This window comes from Sphingomonas leidyi (assembly GCF_011761945.1).
GTDB lineage: Bacteria > Pseudomonadota > Alphaproteobacteria > Sphingomonadales > Sphingomonadaceae > Sphingomonas > Sphingomonas leidyi.
The window spans coordinates 1455769-1478916 of sequence record NZ_JAASQV010000001.1 but is presented as its reverse complement, the minus strand read 5'-3'; the positions used below and the strand labels follow the sequence as shown (position 1 = coordinate 1478916).

Below are 23148 nucleotides of genomic sequence, written 5' to 3'. Positions count from 1 at the left end.
AAGTCAATCAGAAGGCCGGCTTGCCGAATTCCTGCCGCGTCACCGGGTGGCTCGACGAAAGCCCGCCATCCACTACCCAGGCCTGGCCGTTGACATAGCTTGCCGCGTCGCTCGCCAGGAACAGCGCCACGCGGGCGATCTCTTCCGGCACGCCGGCGCGGCGCAGCGGGTTCAGGCGCCCGAGCTTGTCTTCCTTGCCGTTCTCGCGCGCATAATCGAACGCGCGCTGCGTCATCCCCGTCTCGATCAGCCCCGGGCAGATCGCGTTCACCCGCACGCCCGATCCCGCGAATTGCTGCGCAGCGGTCTGGACCAGGTTGATCACGCCGGCCTTGCTCGCCGAATAGGCCGGGCCGCCGGCGCCCGATCGCAGCCCGGCCACGCTGGCCGTGCAGATGATGGCCCCGCCGCCGCGCTCCACGATCCGCGGGCCCGCATGCTTGATCGCCAGCGCCGGGCCGATCAGGTTCACGCGCAGCACTTCGCTCCACAGCTCCACCGACGTGTCGAAGATGCCCGTGGCACCGCCCGAGATGCCGGCATTGGCATAGAAGATGTCGAGCCCGCCGAACCCGTCGATCGCAGTGGCAACCAGGTGCTCGACATCGGCCTCGTCGCCTGCATCCATGCGCACCGCGATCATCCCCTCGCGGCCGGCCACCGTCTCGTCGACCGAGGCGCTCAGATCCGCCGCGACCACCCGGGCGCCCGCCTCGGCAAATGCCCGCGCCGTCGCCCGCCCGATCCCCGAGCCGGCGCCGGTGACGATCGCAACCTTGCCTTCGAACTGCATCTTCAACTCTCCACCATCAGACGTCGCGCGCATCAGATCGTCACGCCCCCGTCGATCACCATCACCTGCCCGGTCATGAACGCGCTGGCCCGGCTTGCCAGATACACCACCGCACCGGCAATCTCCTCCGGCTCGCCGATGCGGCGCAGCGGCGTGGTCGCGTTGGTCGCGCTGGCCCGCTCGGGATCTTCCCACAGCGCCCGGGCGAAATCGGTCCGGATCAGGCCCGGCGCGATGCAGTTCACCCGCACATTGTCCGGCCCGAACTCCACTGCATAGTTGCGCGCCAGCTGCAGGTCCGCCGCCTTGGAGACGTTGTACGCCCCGATCACCGGCGATCCGCGCAGGCCGCCGATCGACGAGACGATGACGATCGATCCCTCGCGCCGCGCCCGCATCTCCGGCGCCACGAGCTGGATCAGCCAGTGGTTCGAGAGGATGTTGTTGTCGAGGATCTTGCGGAACTGCTCGTCCGCGATCCCCTCGAGCGGCCCGTAATAGGGGTTGGACGCCGCGTTGCAGACCAGCACGTCGATCCGGCCGAATACCCGCCGGGTCTCGTCGACGAGATGCCGGAGCGCCGCCTTGTCGGAGATGCTCGCCGCCACCGCCAGCGCGGTTCCCTCGCCGTGCGTTGCGTTGAGCGCGGCCGCCACCTCGTCGCACGCATCCTGCCTGCGGCTGGAGATCACCACCTTCGCGCCGTGCCCGGCCAGCGCCTCCGCCGATGCCCTGCCGATCCCGCGCGAGGATCCGGTGACGATCGCCACCTTGCCGGTCAGATCGAACAATCCGCGCATATCCATTCCCCGGTGTTTCGTCGTCCCTGCGAAGACGGGGATGACGGCGTCTTGGTGCGACGACGGTGCTAAGCCCCCGCCTCCCGTGCGAAATGCCATGCAGCCGCCACCAGGCCGGGAAGCCGCTCCACCGTCGCCGCCGCCTGGGCGCTGGAGGCGTTGCCGTCGATCATCCGCTTCTTGATTCCCTGCACGATGCCGGTCAGCCGGAAGAGGTTATAGGCGAAATACCAGTTGAGGTCGGGCACTCCGTCGCGCCCCGTTGCGGCGCAGTAGCGCGCGACCACCTGCTCGATCGTCGGGATGCCCGTCCCGGGGCCGGTCAGCCCCTTTACCCCGGATCGGCCCTCCGGTTCGGTAACCCAGCTCATCAGGAAATAGGAGAAGTCCGCCAGCGGATCGCCCAGCGTCGACAATTCCCAGTCGAGCACCGCCGATATCCTTGGCCCCTCGGGCGCGAAGATCATGTTGTCGATGCGGAAGTCGCCATGGACGATGCTGGTGCGCGTCTGCTCCGGCACGGTGCGCGGCAACCATTCGATCAGCCGCTCCACCTCCGGCAGGTCGTCGGTCTGGCTCATCCGATATTGTTTCGACCAGCGCTCGACCTGCCGCGCGAAATAATTGCCCGGCTTGCCATAGCCGCCCAGGCCTACCGCCTCATACTCCACCGCGTGCAGCGCCGCGAGCGTGTCGACGATCGCTTCGTAATGGGCGGTCCGCTCCGCCGGCGCCATGCCGGGCAGCGCGCCGTCCCACAAGGTCCGCCCCTCCACCATCTCCATGATGTAGAAGGGGGCGCCGAGCACCCCGGGATCCTCGCAGAGCCCATAGGGCCGGGCGACCGGGAATCCGGTCGGGTGCAGCGCCGCGATCAGCGCATATTCGCGCTCCACCGCATGCGCGGAGGGGAGGATCGGCCCGAACGGCTTGCGCCGCAGCACATAGGCGCTCGCGCCGGCATCGATCCGATAGGTCGGGTTGCTCTGCCCACCCGGGAACTTGGTCACCGCGATCGGCCCGGCGAACCCGGCGACATTCGCGGCCAGCCAATCCGCCAGCCGGGCTTCGTCCAGGTCGCTCATGCGAATTCGATCACCGAGCGCACGCTGTCGCCCTTGCGCAGCTTGTCGAGCGCTTCGTTCACCTCGCCCAGCCCGATCCGCTCGGCGACCATGGTGTCCAAGTCGAGCAGCCCGTCGAGATACATCTGCACCAGCCGCGGCATGTCGATCGGGAAGCGCGTGCTGCCCAGCAGCGAACCCTGGATCTTCTTGCCGGTCAGGAAGGTCGGCCCGGACAGGCTCACGCTCTGCCCCGGCGCGATCATCCCCAGGATCGTCGCGGTGCCGCCGCGGCGCAGGATGTTCCAGGCCAGCTCGGCGGTGTTCGGCCGGCCGACCGCCTCGATCGCATAATGGACGCCGCCGCCGGTCCGCTTGAGCACGTCCTTGGCCAGCCCGTCGGCCATCGCGTCCAGCGCATGCGTCGCGCCCAGCTTCAGCGCCAGTTCGCGCTTCTCCGCCACCGGGTCGATCGCCAGGATCATGCCGGCGCCGGCAATCTTCGCTGCGTTGATCGCCGCCAGCCCGATGCCGCCCGCACCGATCACGGCGACGCTCTCGCCGGGGCGCACCCGGCTGTCGTTGAACACCGAGCCCGCGCCGGTGATCACCGCGCAGCCGAGCAAGGCGGCGCGGTCCAGCGGCATCTCCTTCGAGATCGCCACACAGGCATTTTCGTGCACCAGCATCTGCTCGGCAAAGGCGGAAAGGTTGAGGAACGGCGCCAGCGCGGTCCCGTCGCCGAGCGACAGCCGCGGCTCCGCATCGGCCGGGCGCCGGGTGGAGGGATCCACGCAGAGCGAGGGTCGCCCGGTCACGCACATCTCGCAGCTGCCGCAGAACGCAGTGAAGAAGGTGATGACGTGATCGCCCACCTTCAGGTGCGCGACGTCGCTGCCGACCGCCTCGATCACCCCCGCCGCCTCATGCCCCGGCACCGTCGGCACCGGATGCGGGAAGGCGCCGTCGACGAAGTGCAGGTCCGATCGGCACACGCCCACCGCCGCGGTGCGGATCAGCACTTCGCGCGGGCCCGGCTTGGACACGTTGACATCGGTGATCTCGAGCGGCTTGCCCGCTTCGTAGAGGACTGCAGCCTTCATCCTACTCCCCTCAACCATCATCCCCGCGCAGGCGAGGATCCAGGGTTTCTCTTCCGTCTCGCCAGCGACTCAAGATCCCCGCCTGCGCGGGGATGACGACGAATTATCGGCTCACCCCAATCTCACCCGACGAAGCCCGGTCCGCCTTGAAGTCCGCATACTTCCCGAACTCGTTGCGCGCGATCGCCCGGCAATGCACTTCGTCCGGCCCGTCCGCCAGGCGCAGCGTGCGGATGCCCGCCCAGTCGTGCGCCAGCGCGAAATCGCCCGAGACGCCGGCCCCGCCATGCGCCTGGATCGCGTCGTCGATGATCTGCAGCGCCATTTGCGGCGCCTGCACCTTGATCATCGCGATCTCGAGCTGGGCTGCCTTGTTGCCCGCCTTGTCCATCATATCCGCCGCCTTCAGGCAGAGCAGCCGCGTCATCTCGATGTCGATGCGGGCGCGGGCGATGCGCTGCTCCCAGATCGAATGGTCCGAGATGCGCTTGCCAAAGGCCACGCGGCTGACGAGCCGCCTGGCCATCGCCTCGATCGCCTCTTCCGCCACGCCGATCGTCCGCATGCAATGGTGGATCCGCCCCGGCCCGAGCCGTCCCTGTGCGATCTCGAAGCCGCGCCCTTCGCCGAGCAGCACGTTCTCGGCCGGCACGCGGACATTCTCGAGCACCACTTCGCCATGCCCATGCGGCGCATGATCATACCCGAAAACCGAAAGCATCCGTTCGATCTTCACGCCCGGGGCATCCATCGGCACCAGGATCATGCTCTGCTGGGCGTGCTTGGCGGCGCCGGTATCGGTCTTGCCCATCACGATCGAGACGGCGCACCGCGGGTCGCCCACGCCCGAGCTCCACCATTTCCGCCCGTTGATCACATAGTGATCGCCGTCGCGCACCATGCTGGTCTGGATGTTGGTCGCATCCGAGCTCGCCACCGCCGGCTCGGTCATCAGAAAGGCCGAGCGGATATCGCCCTCCATCAGCGGCGCAAGCCACCGATCCTTCTGCGCCCGCGTGCCGTAGCGGTGGAGGACTTCCATATTGCCGGTGTCCGGGGCCGAGCAGTTGAAGCACTCGGACGCCCAGCCGAGCCGCCCCATCTCCTCGGCACAAAGCGCATATTCCAGGTTGGTCAGCTGCGTGCCGCGAAACTCGAAGCTGTCGTCGACATGGGCCTGGCCCGAATGCGGCGGCATGAAGAAGTTCCACAGGCCCGCAGCCTTGGCCTCGGCCTTCACTTCCTCGATCACCGGCAGCACCTTCCAGCGATCGCCCTCCTTCTGCTGGGCGCGATACTCGCCGTCGCGGGGCCGGATGCGCGCGTCGATGAACGCCTTCACCCGGTCGCGGAAATAGGTCTCGCGCTCGCTCAGCGTGAAATCCATGGCGCATCCTCTCCGATTTCAGTTTCAGGACCGGAGTAGAGCATACCGGATATTCGGTAAAGTCGGGCCGGCGCGAAAATCGGCACAACGGCGATTCGAAAAAACGCTTTGGCTTCACACCAAATCCGTTAGACTGGTTGCAATGAATGCACCGGGGAAAGTCGAAATCGCAAGCGCGACGAAACGCTTCCAGGCCAAGCGGGATGCGATCCTCGCCGCGGCCGCGGACGCGATCAACGAGCAGAGCGCCAAGGGCATGACCTTCGCCGACGTGGCCCGCCGCGTCGGCCTCAACACCACGTCCGTAACCTATTATTTCAAGCGCAAGGAAGACCTTGCCGCCGCCGCCTTCGAGCAGACGCTCGACCGGCTGGAGGCGATGCTCGAAGATGCCGCGCGCGAGCCCACGCCCGAGGCCCGGGTGGCGCGCTACCTCAACATCAACATGGAACGGCTCGCGCGCATCCGCCGCGGCGCCGAGCGCGACTTCGCCATCCTGTCCGACCTGCGCGCCATGGAAGACCCGATCAAGCGCGAGCTGCTCGACCGCTGGCGCGACGTGTTCCGCAAGACGCGCGCGCTCTGGGGCCCCGCCGCCAGCCGGGCCGAGACCGACCTCCACGGCGCCCGTGCGCACGTGCTGCTCGAGAACACCTTCTGGCTCACCGCCTGGCTGCCGCGCTACGAGGTGGACGAATATCCGCGTGTCGAGGCGCGCCTGATGGACGTGTTCCGCACCGGCATCGCCGCCCCGGGCGAAGCCTGGACGCCCGCAATGCTCGACATCGAGCATGACGAGCCCGAGCCGGGCCGCGAGGCCTTCCTGCTCGCCGCCACGCGGCTGATCAACGAGCTCGGCTATCGCGGCGCCTCGGTCCAGAAGATCGCTAGCGAGCTCAACGTCACCAAGGGCAGCTTCTACCACCATCTCGACGCCAAGGACGAGCTGGTCATCGCCTGCTACAAGCGCAGCTTCGACATCATCGCCGACGCCCAGCGCCTGGCCGAGAATGCGGGCGGCACGCATTGGGAGCAGCTGGAGAGCACGATCGCCACGCTGCTCGACTATCAGTTCAGCGAGCGTGGCCCGCTGCTGCGCACCACCGCGCTCTCGGGCCTGCCGCCCCAGGTCCGCTCGACGATGATCGACCGCTCGAACCGCATCGCGCGCCGCTTCGCCGGCATGCTGTCGGACGGCATCGCCCAGGGTTCGATCCGCGCGATCGACCCGCTGGTCGCCTCGCAGACGCTGATGGCGCTCCAGAACGCCGCGTTCGACATGCGCAAATGGGCCAGCACCATGCCGCGCGAGCGCGCAGTGGCCTTCTATGCCTCGACGATCGCATTCGGCCTGTTCGACGATCGGGTGCTGATGGCATAAGCACGCGAACCAGCCCAGTCATGGCAAGCACTGGGAAGTAGCGCAGCGGGGGAGCCATCATGCCGAAGATAAGCACCTATGAGAATTTGGGGCTCCCCGACGGTGCACGACACACGATATTTGCGATTTCCGTGCTCCTATTTCTGTCCCCCTATCTGGCCGGCGCCGATTTCGGCATCGCCAAGGTTCCGGAGATCAAATCGCACGCCATCGACTTGAAGATCATTGGCCCTGCCCTGCTGGCCATGGTCTTGCTCGGCTATGCGAAGATCTGGCCACGCAAGGTGGCGACCAAATCGAACAGCGTACCCTTGGCCTATATCGCGCGCGAGAAACTGCGATTCGGGCTGAATCTTGGCTGGCAGCTCGCTCGGTTCGAACTGACCGATGACTCGCCCTTTCCGGAAGCGGCGAAGGCCGCCATGGCCATCAAGGCGGAGATCACCGATCTGCTCGCAGCGGACTCCTTCCCCAAATCCGTTCAGGATCTTTCCTTCCGCGAACTGATGAGATCCGTTCTATCCTATTATTGTGCTACCGATATGGAGAAGCACGGTGCAATCCTCGTCGGCGTGGCGGCGATGCGCGCTTCGCTGATCGGGGTCAGCACCGATCAGGGCAGGAACGCGGAAATGTCCGATCTCGCCCTTTCGGCCCTGGCCGAGGCAGATCACGCCATCATCCCCGACAAGCAGGGTTTTTTCGAGGCGCTGCTCCAAAAGTCCCCGAATACGATCACCGACCTCGCAAGGGTCGTTGAAGAAGACTGCCGCTAGGGCCGCCGCCCCTTCATCCCGGGCCGCTTGAACCAGAAGCTCCACACCGCCAGGCTGCCGAGCAGCAGCATCGCCAGCCCCGATACGGTGAGCAGCAGCCGGTAGAACAACCCGCCCACCTTGGCGGCGTGCACCGGATAGGCGCCGTTGAAGATCTGCGCGCCCCTGGGCAGCGCCAGCGCGTCGATCGATCCCAGCACGTGCCCGTCGGCGGCATCGAACCAGATGTTCGAGCGGCCATTGGGCAGCCACTCGCCCGCCCGCCGCATCCGCACCAGGATCGGGTCACCGGCCTTGCGCGGCAGCGAGAGGATGCGGATCTGCGCATCGGGGAAGCGCGCATGCGCCGCCGCCACGATCGCCCGCCAGTCGGGATGCGCCGCCAGCGGACCGCTCTTCGTGCGAGGCGGCTTCATCGCCGCCGCATCGGCCGCAGGCGAGGAGAAGGGCGCAGTGAGTATCGCGGCGAAGGGCTTGAAGATCATCATCGTGCCAGTCACCGCCGACAGCAGCAGCAGCGGTGCCACCACGATCCCCAGGTCACGGTGCTGCATCACGATCATCGGCCGGCTCAGCCGCTTGGGCCAGAGCCGGAACCTGAAGGTCCTGCGCGTCCGCCACCACAGGATCGTGCCGGTGATCACGAACAATATCGCCGCGAGCCCGGCAATGCCGATCACCGTCTCGCCGACATCGCCGGTGAAGAGATGGTGGTGCAGGTCGAACAGCCACAGTTCCGGGCGGCTCCATTGGCTGTCCCAGCGCGTCACCACATTGCCGGCCTGGTCGGCATAGGCGCCCGCGCCCTTGGCCAGGCGCAGCTGGTGCAGCCCGAAGCGATCGTCGGCATAGACGATGCTCTGCACGGCTGGTTCGGCCGCCATCAGCCTCGCCGTGGTCTCCGCGATCGCGCCTTCGTCCGCCACGCGCACGTCCACCGCATGCGGCAGGGTGAGCGCCAGCCAGCTCTCCTCATGGACCAGGATCGCGCCGGTCAGCCCCATGATCGCCAGCACCAGGCCGAGCACTCCGCCCGTCCAGCGATGGACCAGGTCCAGCCAGTGCATCGCGCCGCGCCGCATCAGAAGCGATAGTCCCAGCCCAGCGTGAAGGTGCGCCCGCGCCCGGCATAGAACACCGTGTTGTCGTTGGGCAGGCGCGTGTCGGAGCTATAGTCGATGTACATCTTGTCGAACAGATTGGTGACGCTTAGGCTCAGCCCGCCCAGCCTGGTCTGGTAGCGGACATAGGCGTCGGTCAGCACATAGCCGCCGAAATCGTTCATGAACAGCTTCTGCGGGTGCAGCGGATTGGCATCGTCGATCGCCCGCGCCTTGCCGTCGAAGCGGCGCGACAGGTAGAATTGCGTCTGCACGCGCGCGCTGAACGGCCCGCTGGCATAGTCCGCGGCCAGGTTGATGCGATCGGGCGAGATGTTGGTGCCGTCGAGGTCGGTGTCGACCTTGCCGTCGGGCACCGCGTCCGCGTCGTAGCGGCCGTTCAGATGCGCATAGCCGATGCTCGCCTTCAGCCCCGGCACCGGCAGCTTCACGCCCAGATTGACCTCGAGCCCCTGGATCTCCACGCGCTGGCGCTGCACGTCGAATATCCCGCTCGCGCGCGCGATCAGCAGCTGCCCCTTGTCGCTCGACGACCAGAAATAGGTGACCGAGCCGTCGAGCGGCCCGCGCTTCACTTCCACGCCGATCTCGCGGTTGTTCGAGACGATCGGCGAGATGTCGAGATAATGGTCCAGGTCGACGCCGGGCACCTTGATCGCCCGGGTGATGCGGCCGACGTCGGGCACGGTGAAGCCCTCGGCATAGCTCGCATAGGCGCGGATGCCGGCGACCGGCTCCACGATCACGCCGCCGTTGAACAGCAGGTCCTCGAACTTCGGCTTGCCGCCGGCCACCGCGACGCCGCCATAGGTCGCCTTGTTGGGCGCGACATAGGTGGTCGAGGCGAGCGTGTGGTAATCGTCGATCCTGATCGCGACATTCTCGTAGCGCGCGCCGCCGGCCAGGCGGAGCTTGCCGCCGAACAGCTTGAGGTTCGCCTGGGCGAAGGGCGCCAGGCTGCGGAAGTCGCTGGGCGGCACCCACACGCGGCCGGTGGCGATCAGCCGCTGCTCCGTCTTGTCGATCAGCGCGTCGAAGCCCAAGGTCGCGGTCAGCGCCTCGAAGCCGGGCACCGCGCGCTCATAGCTCAGCTTGGCGCCCAGCTTGCGCGAGCGGTTCTCGGACTGGTCGAACAGCTTCTCGGCCGGGTCGAGCCTTGGGTCCTGGAAGGTCGCGATCGGCGCGATCTCGCCGCCGAACCGGTCGTGCGTGCGGTTGAAGAAGATCTGGCCGACGAAATTGCCGCCGCCCAGCGCCGTATCGGTATAGGTCAGCGCCACGCTCTCGGTGCGGCTCGCCGCCGGCTTGCCCGGGGCATCGCCGCGGATCGCGCTGGTCGGCAGGCCGGTGGCGCGGTTGCCCGGCACCGCGACATAGTTGCCACCGCCCTTCAGCTCGAAACGGCTGGCGATCAAGTCGATCCGGCCGGTATCGCCCAGCTGGTAGCCGATGCGCGAGAACAGCGAGACCGTGGTCGAATCCTGCGTCTCGCCCTGGGTGAGGTTCAGCCCGACGCGGCGCCCGTCGCCGTCGTAGAAGACGCCCCGCTTCTCATAGGCGGCGCCGAAGCTCGCGTCGAAGCGGCCGGACTTCCATTGCACCAGCCCCGCGGCCTTGCCGCCGATGCCGTCGCTTCGGAAGTCGTTGTCCGCGGTCCCCTGCAGCAGCACGCGCCCGCTGATCCCCTCGGTCTTCGGCGCGCCCACCGTCACCTGGTTGACGATGCCGCCGGTGCCGCCGATCCCCTGCAGCGCGTTGGAGCCATAGATCAGCTCGACCCGGTCGACGAAGAAGCCGTCGATGGTGAAGCCGTCGCGGCTGCCGTCGCGCATCGGCGTCGATTGCGGGATGCCGTTGATCGCATAGAGCGGCGAGCGCCCGCGCAGCGTCTCGCCCGCACCGGACAGCTTCTGGCGCGTCGGCGAGAAGGACGGGGTGAGGTTCGCCACCGCATCGGTCACCGATCCCGAGATCGCGATCTGCTGGTCGAGCCGCTGCTTGTCGATCACGTCGATGGTGAGCGGCAGCGCGTTGGGCGGGAGCACCGTGCGCGCCGCGGTGACGATGATCTCCTCGGAAGCGTCCGCATCCTTTCGCGGTTCCGCCTGCTGGGCATGGGCGACCTGCGGCAGGGTCGCGGCGAGCGTCAGCAACGGCAAGGAAAGCAGCGAAGGGCGCGCGCGCACGGCCATGTAGGAGACCCCCAGGAGTTTCGCCGTGCCGCCACGGGCCGGCCTGTTCGCGGGAGCCGCTAGCAGCGAGGAGATGCTATTGCAAGCTAGTCGCAATAGCTCCTTTGCGAGGCACCGACATCGCTTCAGCCCGAATTGGCCGCCCGCGCCGTCCGCCGGGCGGTAAAGGGGACCAGCAGCAACAGCACCGCCAGCATCCAGAAAGCGGCCCGCAGCCCGACCGCCTCCGCCACCACGCCGATCGCCGCGGGCCCGGCAAGGATTCCGGCATAGCCAAGCGTGGTGATCGCTCCGATCGCCAATGCCGGCGGCATATGGGTCTGCGCCCCCGCGATGCGGAACAGCACCGGCACGATGTTCGACGCGCCCAGCCCGATCAGCAGGAACCCCGCCAACGCGATCGGTGCGACCGGCACGCTAAGCAGCACCAGGAATCCTGCAACTGCAATCACGCCGCCGCCGAGCAAGGTGCGATAATCGCCCAGGCGTGCCGTGAGCCTGTCCCCCAGCAATCGCCCGCTCGTCATCGCAATCGCGAACAGGATATAGCCCAGGCCGCCTTGCGTCGCGCCGACCAGCCCCATCTGGGTGATCAGCAGCGCGCTCCAATCGAGCATCGCACCTTCGGCAAGAAAGGTTGCCATGGCGAGCACCGCCAGCAGCACCACTACGCCGTGCGGCCGCACGAACAGCGGCCCGTCCTCGCCTGTCATTGCCGGCAGCAATCGCGGCCAGGCGACCAGCATCGCCGCCAGCATGATCCCCGCGCACACCAGGCTGCCGGCGAGCGCGCTCATCTTGAGCGACAGGAAGATCGTCATCAGCCCGGCACCGGCAAAGCCCCCGATACTGAACAACGCATGAAATCCGGACATCAGCGGCTGTTTCGCCGCGCGTTCCACTTCCACCGCATGCACGTTCATTGCCACGTCGAGCGAGCCGAGCGCGGCACCGAAGAGCAGCAGCGCGCCGCCAAGCGCAACGGGCGTAGCGGCGATCGTCAGCAGCGGCAGGATCAGCGCAAGCGCAATGCCGCTCGTCACGATCACCGGCTTGCCGCCATAGCGCGCGCTGAGCGGCCCGGTTGCCAGCATCGCTGCGATGGAGCCGATGCCGATGCAGAGCAGCAGCATGCCAAGCATCGCAGCATCGATGTGAAGGCGCTGCTTGGCAAAGGGCACCAGCGGCGCCCAGCAGGAGATCCCGAACCCGGCGACCAGGAAGGATAGACGAGTGGCCAGCCGCGTGGCCGGGCGATCGGCGGAAATCATGGGATGCTCCGGCAGGTTCAGGCGGGATCGGCGACGAGGATGGCGCGGCACCCCGCCGCATCGAGCGAAGCGCGTTGCGCGGCGGAGGCGCTCGCCTCGACTACCAGCATGTCGATCTGGCCAAGCGCTGCGACCTGGTGCGGCGCGGCGCGGTCGAGCTTGTCGTTGGCGATCAGCACCACCGTGCGCTCGGCCCGGGCAATGACGCTACGCTTGAAGGTCGCATCGGCGAGTTGCGCTGCTCCCACCCCCTCCTCCGACACCGAACAGGCGCCGATGAATGCGCGGTCGAACCGCATCTGCACCAGCGCCTGCAGCGCCACGGCATCGACGCAGCCGCCGATGATCGGATCGGCCTCGCCACCCAGGACGATCAGCTTCAGGTCCTGCCGCCGCAGCACCGCCGCGGCGATGTCGATCGAATTGGTCGCGATGGTCAGGTCATTGTCTTCGGACAGGAATTCGACCAGGGCAAGGTTGGTGCTGCCGCTGTCGAGAAACAGGAACTCGCCCGGCCGGATCGTCGTCGCGGCAGCGCGGGCCAGCGCACGCTTATGCCCCTGGTCGCCCTCGATCCGCGCCGCCATCGGGGCCGAGATCGGTGAAATGGGCAGCGCGCCGCCATAGACGCGCCGGCACTTTCCCTCGGCAGCCAGGGCACGCAGATCACGCCGGATCGCATCTTCCGAAACCTCGAACTCGGCGGCCAGGGCGCCAGCCGAAACCGGCTGCCCATCGGCAAGGCGCGCGGCAATTGCATCGCGCCGCGCATTGGGGAGATCAACAAGCATGAATCGGCAATATCGTGCATGATCATGCGAGTCAACGCACGTGATTGTGCACAATCTAGCCGTTTCGCTGTCGCGGCGCCTCGAAGCGCAGCCCGCCGCGCGTCTCCACCGTGATCGGTCCGCGCGGCTTGGCGGGCAGCGCCGCCTTCACGCGCCCGAACAGCCGCCGCGCGTCGCCCGCCCGGCGCGTCCGCACGCAGAGCGTCGTCTCCCCTTCCCGCCCCCAATGCTGCTCGTCCACCGCGCGCACGCCGCGATCGCGCGCGAGCAGCGCCCGCACCCGTTCGAAGGCGGGCCTGTCGATTCCCATCGCATAGCTGCCGAACCGGACGCTGACGGCGCATTCGCCCGCCGGCGCCGCCTGGGCAAAGGCCGATGCCGGCGCCGCCGACGCGAGGAAGGCAAGGATGGGCAGCAGGAACGAGCGCATGGGCCATTTCTCCAGAATCGATGCCGTTCTCCGGCCTGCCGGCTGAACCGCGTCTGAAACAGCGAAACGGGCCCGCGGATCGCTCCGCGGGCCCGTCCCGATCCCTCCCTCAGGCGTCAGAAGCGCGAACGCAGCGTGATGCCATAGGTCCGCGGCTCGGCGAGATAGGCCGAGAAGATCTGCGACCCGCCCGGATAGCCCGGCGTCGGCGTGGTGCTCACCGCCTGGAAGGGCGAGCTGAAGCCAACCTGCATGTAATTGGCCTTGGTCGCGTTCTGGACCCAGAACTCCAGCGCCCAGAGCTGGTCGTTGCCGCTGATGCCGATACGGCCATTGACCACCACGAAGCTCTGCTGCTCCTTCTGCGGGAACAGGTCCGAGCCGGTGTTGTAGCGATCCGCCAGGCGGGCATCGACATAGAGCAGGCCGCGCAGCGATCCGCCCAGCGACGGCGTCCAGCCCGCCGAGCTCGTCACCACCCATTCGGGTGCGTTCGAGAGGAGCTGGCCCGGCAGCAGGCGCAGCGCCGGATCGAGCGGCGCGCCGCTCCCCGAGCCGACCAGGTTGTTGGCATATTTGGTCTTGGCATAGGTCACGCCGAAGTTGAAGTTCAGGTCGCGCACCGGCGACATGCCCATTTCGACTTCGAAACCGGTCGAGACCACGCCCGGCTTGATCTGGTTCGACGGGCAGGCGCCGGTCGTGGCGCTCAGGTCGCGATCGCCGCCGCCCAGGTCGACCTTGCAGCCATTGATGTTCTGGACCAGGTACACCGTGCCGTTGAACGTGTTCAGCTGGAAGTTGCTGAATTCCTGGCGGAAGCCGGCGACGTTCAGGTTGAAGCCCCTGGTCGAGAGCTTCATGCCCGCTTCATAGGCGGTGACCGTCTCCTCCTCGAACTGGAGCACATCGGCATAATAGCCGGCATTGGCCAGGCTGATCGGGAAGATCGGCAGCGGCTGGGCCGGGTTCGGGTTCTTGAAGGCCGAGCGATCGAGGTTGAAGCCGCCGGCCTTGTAGCCGCGCGAATAGCTTGCATAGAGCAGGATGTTGTCGACCGGCTTCCACGAAAGGATCGCGGTGCCGGTGAACTTGTTCTCCTTGCGCTGGTCGTTCAGCGTCAGCCCGTTGAGCGCCGAGGACGAGCCGCCCTGGCAGCTCAGCGTGATGATGCCGCCCGCGAGCGGCGCCAGGGCGGGCACGCCCATGAAGGGCAGCAGATTCGCCTGCTGCACCGGGCATATCGTGTTGGTATTGTTGAAGTTCGCGTTCAGCTTCTTGGTCTCGTTGGTGTAGCGCAGGCCCACCGTCAGATCCACGTTGCTGGTGACGTGAAAGATATTGTGCGTGAAGAAGGCGAAGTTCGAGCTGGTCTGGTCGAAGTTCGCCGTGTCGTCACCGACATTGCGCACGGTGTCGAGCCGCTGCAGCCCGCCGACCATCGCCGCGCCCGCCGCGCCGAGCGGCCCGAGCGTGTTGCTCAGCACCGCGACGCCGGTGGGCGTCAGGCAGCCGACATTGTTCGGATTGTAGAAGGCGCTGAACGAGCCATAGACGATGCGGCAGGCGGCGAACCGGCCATAATCGTTGCCGAACTTCAGCTCGCTCTTCGTGTCCAGGTCCTCGTGTGCGTAATAGCCGCCCACCAGCCAGTCGAGCTTGCCGCCGAACGCCTCGCCGTGGAAGCGCAGCTCCTGCGTGAAGGTCTTGAACTGGCGGCCGCTCTTCGGGCCGAAATAGAGGATGTCGGCCAGGCCGTAATCGGCATCGGCCGCCTGGGTGTTGTCATAGTTGCGATAGGCGGTGATCGACGTCAGCTCGACGCCGCCCAGGTTCCAGTTGACCTCGCCCGAAAAGCCCCAGTCCTTGGTCTTGCCGGTATAGGAGCGGTTGGCGCTGGTCGCGATGCGGCGCGAATAGGCGTTGTTGTAGCCCGGGAAATACTGCGCGAAGGTCGTGCCCGTGATCCCGGTCAGCACCGTCGCCACCGGCGTGCCCGGTGCGATCAGCCCGGGATTGGTCGGCGAGACATAGGCATTGGCCTGCGACACGTCGGCGGTCGCATAGACGGCGGCGCAGCAATCCTCCTTGCGATAGCTATAGTCGCCGATCAGCCGGACGGAGAGATCGGAGCTCGGCTGGAACAGCAGCTGGCCGCGGACGAGATAGCGGTCGCGATTGTTGATGTCCCGCCCGGTATTCACGTCGTGATAGAAGCCGTCGCGCTTCGAATAGAGCCCGTCGAGGCGGAACGCGACCTGCTCGGAGAGCGGCCCCGTCACCGCGCCCTGCAGGCGCCACGCGTCGTAATTGCCGTAGGTCGCCTCGGCCATGCCGCCAAAGGTGAACTCCGGCCCCTTGGTGGTGACGCTGAGCATGCCGGCCGAGGCGTTGCGCCCGCCCAGCGTGCCCTGCGGCCCGCGCAGCACTTCGATGCGCTCGATCTCGCCCAGATCGTTCAAGCCCAGGCCGGTGCGCGAGCGGTAGACGCCGTCGATGAAGGTCGCGACCGAGCTTTCCAGGCCGGGATTGTCGCCCACCGTGCCGACGCCGCGGATGCGGGCGGAAGTGTTGGCATCGCTGCCGGTCGAGGAGACGAGCAGCGAGGGGGCGACCTGGTTGAGCGCGCGAATGTCGTTGGCGCCGGTGCGCTCAAGCTGGGTGGCGGTCACTGCCGAGACGGCGAGCGGCACGTCGGCGAGCACCTGGGCGCGGCCCTGGGCGGTGACGACGATCTCGTTGGGATCGCGTGTTCCCGTGTTCTGCTCGGCCTGGTTCTGGGCAGTCGCGTCGGCCGGCGTCTGGCTGTCCTGCGCGAAGGCAGGGGCCGCCAGAGCAAAGCTGAGCGCAGGAACAGCAACGCACGACAAAAGGCGTAACCGCATCATCATCATCTCTCCCACCACGGGCCAGAGCACTTTGCCGGCTCCATACCCTATCCTCGAATACTGACAGGTCCCGGAGGGACGTCAAGCAGAACAAAGGTTGCAAAAGGGGACTAACTCAGCAGTGTTGCGCAAATGTCATATATTGCTGGCTTATGTCTCCACCGCTTGGCCGAATCGATCTTCGAATGCCGGCCCGTCATTTCTACGCGGTTCGTCAGCTCCAAGCCGTCATCCCGCGAAGGCGGGGATCCGGAGTGGCAGCGCGATGCCCTTCATGCCTCTGAATCCCCACTTCCGCGGGAATGACGGCGCGGGACCCATGAGAATAGCGGCGATCGAAAATGTCGCCGGCGCGCCTCAATATCCGTTCAGCCGAGCGAACCGGTCGCGATGCCAGGCGGCGTTGCCCCATTGCGCCTCCAGCACCCGCGCGCGCTTCAGGTAGAAGCCCGCGTCATGCTCGTCGGTCATGCCGATGCCGCCGTGCAGCTGGATCATCTCGCGGCTGACCAGGTGCAGCGTCTCGTTCGCCACCGCCTTGGCCAGGCTCGCTTCCTGCGCCACGTTCGCGCGCCCGCTGTCGATCGCCTCCAGCGCGCCCTCCACCGCCGAGCGGCACAGCTCCAGCTCGGTGAACATCTTCGCCATGCGATGCTGCAGCGCCTGGAAGCTCGCCAGCACCTGCCCGAACTGGACCCGCGTCTTCAGATAGTCGTTGGTCTGGGCAAAGGCGCTCTCGGCCATGCCGAGCATCTCCGCCGCACTCGCCGCCGCCGCTCGGTCCGCCACCTGCGCGATCAGCTCCGCGCCGCCGCCCAGCGCCTCGGCCGGCGCGCGGTCGAACGTCACCTGCGCATGGCTGCGCGCGTCGGTCAGGTGACGCGGCGACCGCGTCACGCCGGCATCGCCCGAGACGAGATACAGCCCGTCCGTCGCCGCCACCACGAACAGCTGCGCGCTGTCGCCCTCGGGCACGAAGGCCTTCACGCCGCTGAGCTTGCCGCCCTCCACTTTCGTCGCGATCTTCGATGGATCGAAACGCGGGCCCTCGTCGATCGCCAGCGTGGCAACCAGCGCGCCCGCCGCGATCCTCGGCAGCCATTCCGCCTTCTGCGCTTCCGATCCGCCCATCAGGATCGCGCTGGTCGCCGCCGCAGTGGCGGCGAGCGGCGTCGCGACCAAGTTGCGGCCGAGCTGCTCGAGCACCAGGCCCAGCGAGACATAGCCCATCCCCGCCCCGCCCTGCGCCTCGGGCACCAGGATGCCGGCCCAGCCCATCTCGGCCTGGGCCCGCCACATTTCCGCGTCATAGCCGGCGGCCGGGGCGGCATCGCGCATCTTGCGAAACGCAGTGACGGGGGCCTCGTTGTCCGCCCATTCGCGCGCCATGTCGCGCAGCATCGTCTGTTCTTCGGTCAGGATTGCCATGAAACTCCCTCTCTCCGCTTGCGGGGAGAGGGTCGGGGAGAGGGGCATGCCACCCGCGCTCTCCCCCTCTCCCCGGCCCTCTCCCCCGAAGGAGAGAGGGAGCAACTATTGATGGTCCAGCATCCCCAGGATGCGCTTGGCGATCACGTTGTTCTGGATCTCGGTCGAGCCGCCATAGATCGACACCGCCTTGCCGAAGAGCCAGCTGCGCACGTCCTTGATCGCGTCTTCCTCGAACCCGTCGCCGTCCCAGCCGAGGCCGGCCAGCCCGCGGATCTCGATCAGCAGCTCCGAGCGCTCCTGCATGATCCGCGCGCCGACATTCTTCATGATCGAAGTGGCGGCGCTCGGCCCCTGGTTGGACTTGGCCTCCAGCGCGGTGCGCCGCAGCGTCAGCATGAAGCTGCGCAGGTCCATCTCGTGCCGGGCGATCCGGCCGCGCAGATCGGCGTCCGCGATCCGCCCCTCGGCATCCACGCCGACATGTTTCTTGGCGATCTGCCCCAGCGAGGCGCCGGCGAACATCCGCCCTGCCGCCGATCCGCCGCCCGACAGGCTGGAGCGCTCGTGCTGGAGCAGCCGCTTGCCGATCGTCCAGCCCTCGCCTTCCTGGCCCACCCGGTTGGCCTTGGGCACCTTCACATCGGTGAAGAACGTCTCGCAAAAGGGCGAGCTGCCCGAGATCAGCCGGATCGGCTTCACTTCCACGCCCGGCGTGTCCATGTCGACCAGCAGGAAGGTGATGCCCTCATGCTTCTTCGTCTTGTCCGTGCGGACCAGCATGAAGCATTTGTCCGCCCATTGCCCGCCGCTGGTCCAGGTCTTCTGGCCGTTGACGACATAATGGTCGCCATGGTCCTCGGCAAAGGTCTGGAGCGAGGCGAGGTCCGATCCCGCGCCCGGCTCCGAATAGCCCTGGCACCAGCGCACCAGCCCCTTGGCGATCGCCGGGATATGCGCGCGCTTCTGCTCCTCCGAGCCATATTCGAGCAGGGTCGGGCCGAACATCATCACGCCCATGCCGCCGATCGGGTTCCAGGCGCCCGCGCGCTGCATCTCTTCCTGGAGGATCCGCGCCTCGGCCCGGCTCAGGCCGCCGCCGCCATATTCCCTGGGCCAGGTCGGCACGCCCCAGCCCTTGTCGCCCATCGCCTGCTGCCAGGCGGCTTCCTCGGGCGAATTCTCGTGCGGGCCCTCGATCGCGGACATCGCATTGTCCTTGCCCTTCAGGGCTGGCGGGAAATTGGCCGCGATCCATGCGCGGGCCTCGGCGCGGAACGCATCCAGGGGATTCGCCGGGGCGTCGATATCGGGGGCCGTGGCCATCACTCTACTCCGGATGTTCTTGTCGTTTCGAATTTGCGGTACGGCTACGCGGGCGTCAAGCCATTCCATCGTCGCGCGCGCCGCCCCTCCGCCATCCCCGGCCATCCTTCATGACCGCCACTTGCCACGGCGGCATTGTTCCCATTATGTTCCGAAGATATTGCGCGTGGCGGGAATGCCCGCCTCTGCTAAGGGGCCGGAAAAGGGGATAATCATGAAGTTCGAACATCGCGCGGTGCCGATCGTGCTGATCGCCGTGCTCATCGACGTGATCGGCTTCGGCATCGTCATGCCGGTGCTGCCCGCACTCGTCACCGAGCTGGGGCATGTCGAGCTCGACGCCGCCACCCGCATCGCCGGCTGGATGCTCGCCGCCTTCGCCATCGCCGGCTTCTTCGCCGGCCCGGTGCTCGGCAATCTGGGTGATCGCTATGGCCGCCGCCCGGTGCTGATCCTGTCGATGGTCGCCTTCGCGATCGACTATGCGCTGATGGCCGCCGCGCCCAGCCTCGCCTGGCTGTTCGTCGGCCGAGTCATCGCCGGCATCGCGGGCGCCACTTTCGGCCCGGCGAGCGCAGTGATCGCCGACGTGACGCCGCCCGAGAAGCGCAGCGCGGTGTTCGGGCTGGTCGGCGCGGCGTTCGGCGTCGGCTTCATCCTCGGCCCGGCGCTGGGCGGGATCAGCTCGGTGCTCGGCCTGCGCGCGCCCTTCCTGATCGCCGCGATCTGCGCCGCACTGAACGCGGTGGTGATGTTCTTCTTCCTGCCGGAAACGCTGGCGAAGGAGAATCGCCGGCCCTTCCGCTGGTCCGACGCGCACATCATCGGGGCCTTCCGCCCGCTCTTCCATGCCGGCAATGCCGGGCCGCTGCTGCTCGCCTGGTTCTTCTGGCAGCTCGCCGGCACCGTCTATCCCTCCACCTGGTCGTTCTGGGCCGCGATCCGCTTCGGCTGGGATGCGACGGCGATCGGCTGGTCGCTCGCCTATGTCGGGTTCCTCACCGTGCTGGTGCAGGCGCTGCTCACCGGGCGAGTGATCAAGCGGTTCGGCGAGCGCGGGGCGGCGCTGATCGCGCTCTGCGCCGCGTCGTTCACGCTCTTCTCCTATGCCTTCATCCAGCAGGGCTGGCAGGTCTATGCCTTCTTCCTGGTCGGCGCCTTCGGGGCCTTCGCCTATCCGGCGCTCAACGGCACCTTGTCGGGCATGGTCGGCGCCTCGCACCAGGGGGCGCTGCAAGGCGGCATCTCGAGCATGAACAACGTCGCGGCGATCCTCGGCCCGCTGATCGCCACCCAGGCGCTGGCAGCCGGCTCCCATCGCGGCTTCGACGGCGCCGCCTTCCTCGTCGCCGGTACGCTGATGGCCTGCGCCGCGCTGATCATCGCGCTGTTCGTGCACATGCGCCCCGCCCCCGCCGCGGAACCGCAACCGAGCGAATAGGCATTTTTTCGAAGAATGCGTATGGCCTTCGTCCCGGCGCTCTTCTAGGCGTGCCGGGAACGGGGGAGAAGCTATGCGTACCGAAGCGATGCTCACCGGCGAATTCGCCACATTGTCCGATCTGATCCGCGGCCATGCGGAGGAGCGGCCGGACAAGCCGGCGATGATCTGCGAGGACCGGTCGATCGGCTATGCCGCGCTCGATGCGATGCTCGACCGCGTCGCCGCGGCGCTCCAGCGCGAGGGGCTGGCCAGGAACGAAGCGGTCGCGATCCTGGGGGCGCCCTCGATCGAATATGCCTGCACCTTTTTCGGCGCGCTGCGGGCCGGCTGCGTCCCCACGCCGCTCCAGCCTTCGGCCACGCCGGCGCAACTCGCCGCGATGATCGCCGATTGCGGCGCGAAGATCCTGTTCCTCGATGCCACCGGGGCAAGGGCGCTGGGCGACGCGACGGTCGCGGCGCAGCGCGTGGCGCTGGACGACGGCGATGCCGGCATCGCCTTCCACGCCTTCCTGGCGCCCGAGGGCAGCAGGCCCGTACCGGTCGAGGTCGGGCCGGACGATCCGTTCAACATCATCTACAGCTCCGGCACCACCGGCGTGCCCAAGGGCATCGTCCAGCCCCAGGCGATGCGCTGGATCCACATCGCCCGCGCGCCCGGCGGCTTCGCCAATGCGGTGACGATGATCGCCACCCCGCTCTATTCGAACACCACGCTGGTCAGCTTCATCCCGACGATCGCCTGGGGCGGCACGGCGGTGCTGCTCGGCAAGTTCGACGCGCACAGCTTCGTCTCTCAGGCGGCGAAGCACCGCGCCACCCATGCGATGCTCGTGCCCGTCCAGTATCAGCGGATCATGGCGCTGCCCGATTTCGACAGCTTCGACCTCTCCGCCTTCGTCCTCAAGACCTGCACCAGCGCGCCCTTCTCGGCCGCGCTCAAGGCCGATGTGCTCGCCCGCTGGCCGGGCCTGCTCGTCGAATATTACGGCATGACCGAGGGCGGCGGCACCACTGCGCTGCTCTGCAACATGCACCCCACCAAGCTCCACACCGTCGGCACCCCGCTGCCGGGGCAGGACATCCGGCTGATCGACGAGGCGGGCAACGAAGTGCCCCAGGGCGAGATGGGCGAAGTGGTCGGCCGCTCGGGCGCGATGATGAGCGGCTATCACGGCCGCGCCGAGGCGACGCGCGACGCCACCTGGCACGACGCCGAGGGCAATCGCTACATCCGCCACGGCGATGTCGGCCGCTTCGACGAGGACGGCTTCCTGATCCTGATGGACCGCAAGAAGGACCTGATCATCTCGGGCGGGTTCAACATCTATCCCTCGGACCTCGAGGCGGAGCTGGGCGCACACCCCGGCGTGGCGGATTGCGCAGTGGTCGGCATCCCTTCCGAGCAATGGGGCGAGACGCCGGTCGGCTTCTTCACCGGCCCCGGCGACCCGGCGGAGGTCCTCGCCTGGTTCAACGCCCGGGTCGGCAAGACCCAGCGCCTGGCCGACCTGGTCAAGCTCGACGAACTGCCGCGCAATGCGATCGGCAAGGTCCTCAAGCGCGAGCTGCGCGACCGGTACGCCGCGGCATGACGCCGCTCGCGGACATATTGGCCGGCGCCGTGCGCACCGACGGCGGCTTCACCACGGCCGTGCCCGCCGACTGGATGCAGGGGCGCACCGCCTATGGCGGCCTCTCCGCCGCGCTCGCGCTCCAGGCGGCGCTCGAAGCCGAGGCCGACCTGCCGCCGCTCCGCTCGGCCCAGATCGCCTTTATCGGCCCGCTCGCCGGGGAAGTCCGCGTTACCGCCACCCGGCTGCGGCGCGGCCGCAACGCCGCCTTCCTCCAGTCCGACGTCGTCTCGGAAGCGGGGCTGGGCCTGCGCGCCACCTTCGTGTTCATGGCACCGCTTGCCTCGGCACTCGCCCATGACACGGCGGCACGCGCGCCCGTGTCGCCGCCGGCGGCGGACGCCGAACTCTATACGGGGCCCGAGGATTTCTTCACCGGCAACTTCAACTTCCAGGACCATCGCGAGGGCACCCGCCCGGCCGAATGGCTGCGCTGGGCCCGGCTGCGCGCGTTCGACGGCCTCCACCCCTTTGTCGAGCTGATGGCGATCGGCGATGCGCTGCCGCCCGCGGCCTTCAAGCTGATCGAGGAACGCCGCACGCCGCTCAGTTCACTGAACTGGCAGATCAATTTCCAGACCGCCGAGCCCCGCACCACCGATGGCTGGTGGTTGCTCCACGCCGCCGCCGACACCGCGCATCACGGCTATTCCACCCAGCGCATGGCGATCTGGAACGCGGCGGGCGAGCCCGTCGCCGAGGCGATGCAGGGAGTCGCCATCTTCGGCTGAGACAATTTGCGACAGTTTCCCGGGCGCATGACAAACCCGTGCGACAGCTGCTGTCCAGAACCGGATCCTGTCGGGGCCACACCCCCCGGATGCACAGGAGTTCGATCCCCGATGAAGAAGTTCGCCCTCGCCGCCGCCTTCGGCGCGACGCTGCTGGCCGCCCCCGCCTTCGCGCAGGACGCCCCGCCCCCCCCGCCCGGCGGCGGCATGTTCGACCGGCTCGACACCAATCACGACGGCGTGATCACCAAGGAAGAGTTCCAGGCCGATGTCGCCGCCCGCTTCGCGCGGCTCGACGCCAACCATGACGGCAAGGTCAGCGCGGAAGAGCGCGCCGCCGCGCGCCCCGGCGGCGGTGGTGGCCGCGGCATGGCCGGCGACATGACGCTTGCCGACATGCAGGCCCAGGCCGAGCGCCGCTTCGACCGGCTCGACACCAATCACGACGGCAAGATCGATCAGGCCGAGTTCGCGGCGATGCGCGCTCGGATGGAACGTCGCGGTCCCCCGCCGGGCGGCTCGGAGAGCAACTGAGCCCGCCCGATCTGGCCCGGGCGGGTTCGCCTCCTCACCCGCCCGGGCACCCCTT

General features: G+C 67.7%; 19 protein-coding genes. 6 read left to right on the top strand and 13 right to left on the bottom strand.

The window, feature by feature from the left end:
• Window positions 1-7: 7 nt before the first annotated feature.
• The 5 genes from FHR20_RS07100 to FHR20_RS07080 form a co-directional block, all read right to left on the bottom strand.
• Complete coding sequence (locus FHR20_RS07100) at window positions 8-793, bottom strand: SDR family NAD(P)-dependent oxidoreductase (protein ID WP_167298838.1); 786 nt, start codon at window positions 791-793, stop codon at window positions 8-10.
• 32 nt (window positions 794-825) lie between these two features.
• Window positions 826-1599 (bottom strand): SDR family oxidoreductase, encoded by a 774-nt coding sequence (locus FHR20_RS07095; RefSeq protein WP_481883022.1) that lies wholly within the window; start codon window positions 1597-1599, stop codon window positions 826-828.
• 62 nt (window positions 1600-1661) lie between these two features.
• Window positions 1662-2678, bottom strand: a complete 1017-nt coding sequence (locus FHR20_RS07090; RefSeq protein WP_167298836.1) for a phosphotransferase family protein — start codon at window positions 2676-2678, stop codon at window positions 1662-1664.
• On the bottom strand, window positions 2675-3760 hold the full coding sequence (locus FHR20_RS07085) for a Zn-dependent alcohol dehydrogenase (RefSeq protein WP_167298835.1): 1086 nt from the start codon (window positions 3758-3760) through the stop codon (window positions 2675-2677). Before FHR20_RS07085 ends, FHR20_RS07090 begins: the two co-directional genes overlap by 4 nt.
• 103 nt (window positions 3761-3863) lie before the next feature.
• On the bottom strand, window positions 3864-5147 hold the full coding sequence (locus FHR20_RS07080) for an acyl-CoA dehydrogenase family protein (protein ID WP_167298834.1): 1284 nt from the start codon (window positions 5145-5147) through the stop codon (window positions 3864-3866).
• A gap of 142 nt (window positions 5148-5289) precedes the next feature.
• Here FHR20_RS07080 and FHR20_RS07075 point away from each other — a divergent pair, with 142 nt between their 5' ends.
• The gene (locus tag FHR20_RS07075; protein ID WP_167298833.1) at window positions 5290-6528 is read left to right on the top strand and encodes a TetR/AcrR family transcriptional regulator; all 1239 of its coding nucleotides are present in this window, start codon (window positions 5290-5292) and stop codon (window positions 6526-6528) included.
• 59 nt (window positions 6529-6587) lie between these two features.
• Window positions 6588-7304 (top strand): hypothetical protein, encoded by a 717-nt coding sequence (locus tag FHR20_RS07070; RefSeq protein WP_167298832.1) that lies wholly within the window; start codon window positions 6588-6590, stop codon window positions 7302-7304.
• Here FHR20_RS07070 and FHR20_RS07065 read toward each other — a convergent pair.
• The 8 genes from FHR20_RS07065 to FHR20_RS07030 all read right to left on the bottom strand — a co-directional run bounded on the left by FHR20_RS07065 (window position 7301) and on the right by FHR20_RS07030 (window position 18751).
• Entirely contained in the window at window positions 7301-8371 is a 1071-nt protein-coding gene (locus FHR20_RS07065; RefSeq protein WP_167298831.1) for a PepSY-associated TM helix domain-containing protein, read from the bottom strand. The two genes, FHR20_RS07070 and FHR20_RS07065, sit on opposite strands and share 4 nt — an antisense overlap.
• 14 nt (window positions 8372-8385) lie before the next feature.
• Complete coding sequence (locus FHR20_RS07060; protein WP_167298830.1) at window positions 8386-10617, bottom strand: TonB-dependent receptor; 2232 nt, start codon at window positions 10615-10617, stop codon at window positions 8386-8388.
• Between the two features lie 125 nt (window positions 10618-10742).
• Window positions 10743-11888, bottom strand: coding sequence for an MFS transporter (locus tag FHR20_RS07055; protein ID WP_208413433.1), 1146 nt, complete (start codon window positions 11886-11888; stop codon window positions 10743-10745).
• A 17-nt stretch (window positions 11889-11905) separates the two neighbouring features.
• The gene (locus FHR20_RS07050; RefSeq protein ID WP_167298829.1) at window positions 11906-12679 is read right to left on the bottom strand and encodes a DeoR/GlpR family DNA-binding transcription regulator; all 774 of its coding nucleotides are present in this window, start codon (window positions 12677-12679) and stop codon (window positions 11906-11908) included.
• Between the two features lie 55 nt (window positions 12680-12734).
• Window positions 12735-13109 (bottom strand): hypothetical protein, encoded by a 375-nt coding sequence (locus FHR20_RS07045; RefSeq protein ID WP_167298828.1) that lies wholly within the window; start codon window positions 13107-13109, stop codon window positions 12735-12737.
• Window positions 13110-13225: 116 nt separating this feature from the next.
• Entirely contained in the window at window positions 13226-15997 is a 2772-nt protein-coding gene (locus FHR20_RS07040; RefSeq protein WP_425057378.1) for a TonB-dependent receptor, read from the bottom strand.
• A gap of 357 nt (window positions 15998-16354) precedes the next feature.
• Entirely contained in the window at window positions 16355-17425 is a 1071-nt protein-coding gene (locus FHR20_RS07035) for an acyl-CoA dehydrogenase family protein (protein ID WP_167298827.1), read from the bottom strand.
• 105 nt (window positions 17426-17530) lie between these two features.
• Window positions 17531-18751 carry an acyl-CoA dehydrogenase family protein gene (locus FHR20_RS07030; RefSeq protein ID WP_167298826.1) on the bottom strand — a complete coding sequence of 407 codons (1221 nt, stop codon included), beginning with the start codon at window positions 18749-18751 and terminating at the stop codon, window positions 17531-17533.
• Window positions 18752-18965: 214 nt separating this feature from the next.
• Here FHR20_RS07030 and FHR20_RS07025 point away from each other — a divergent pair, with 214 nt between their 5' ends.
• The 4 genes from FHR20_RS07025 (at window position 18966) to FHR20_RS07010 (ending at window position 23093) form a co-directional block, all read left to right on the top strand.
• Window positions 18966-20192 (top strand): TCR/Tet family MFS transporter, encoded by a 1227-nt coding sequence (locus tag FHR20_RS07025; RefSeq protein ID WP_208413432.1) that lies wholly within the window; start codon window positions 18966-18968, stop codon window positions 20190-20192.
• Between the two features lie 73 nt (window positions 20193-20265).
• Complete coding sequence (locus tag FHR20_RS07020) at window positions 20266-21789, top strand: class I adenylate-forming enzyme family protein (RefSeq protein ID WP_167298825.1); 1524 nt, start codon at window positions 20266-20268, stop codon at window positions 21787-21789.
• Window positions 21786-22559 (top strand): thioesterase family protein, encoded by a 774-nt coding sequence (locus FHR20_RS07015; protein WP_167298824.1) that lies wholly within the window; start codon window positions 21786-21788, stop codon window positions 22557-22559. The genes FHR20_RS07020 and FHR20_RS07015 overlap by 4 nt, the downstream gene beginning before the upstream one ends.
• Window positions 22560-22670: 111 nt before the next feature.
• Window positions 22671-23093, top strand: coding sequence for an EF-hand domain-containing protein (locus FHR20_RS07010; protein WP_167298823.1), 423 nt, complete (start codon window positions 22671-22673; stop codon window positions 23091-23093).
• Window positions 23094-23148 lie beyond the last annotated feature (55 nt).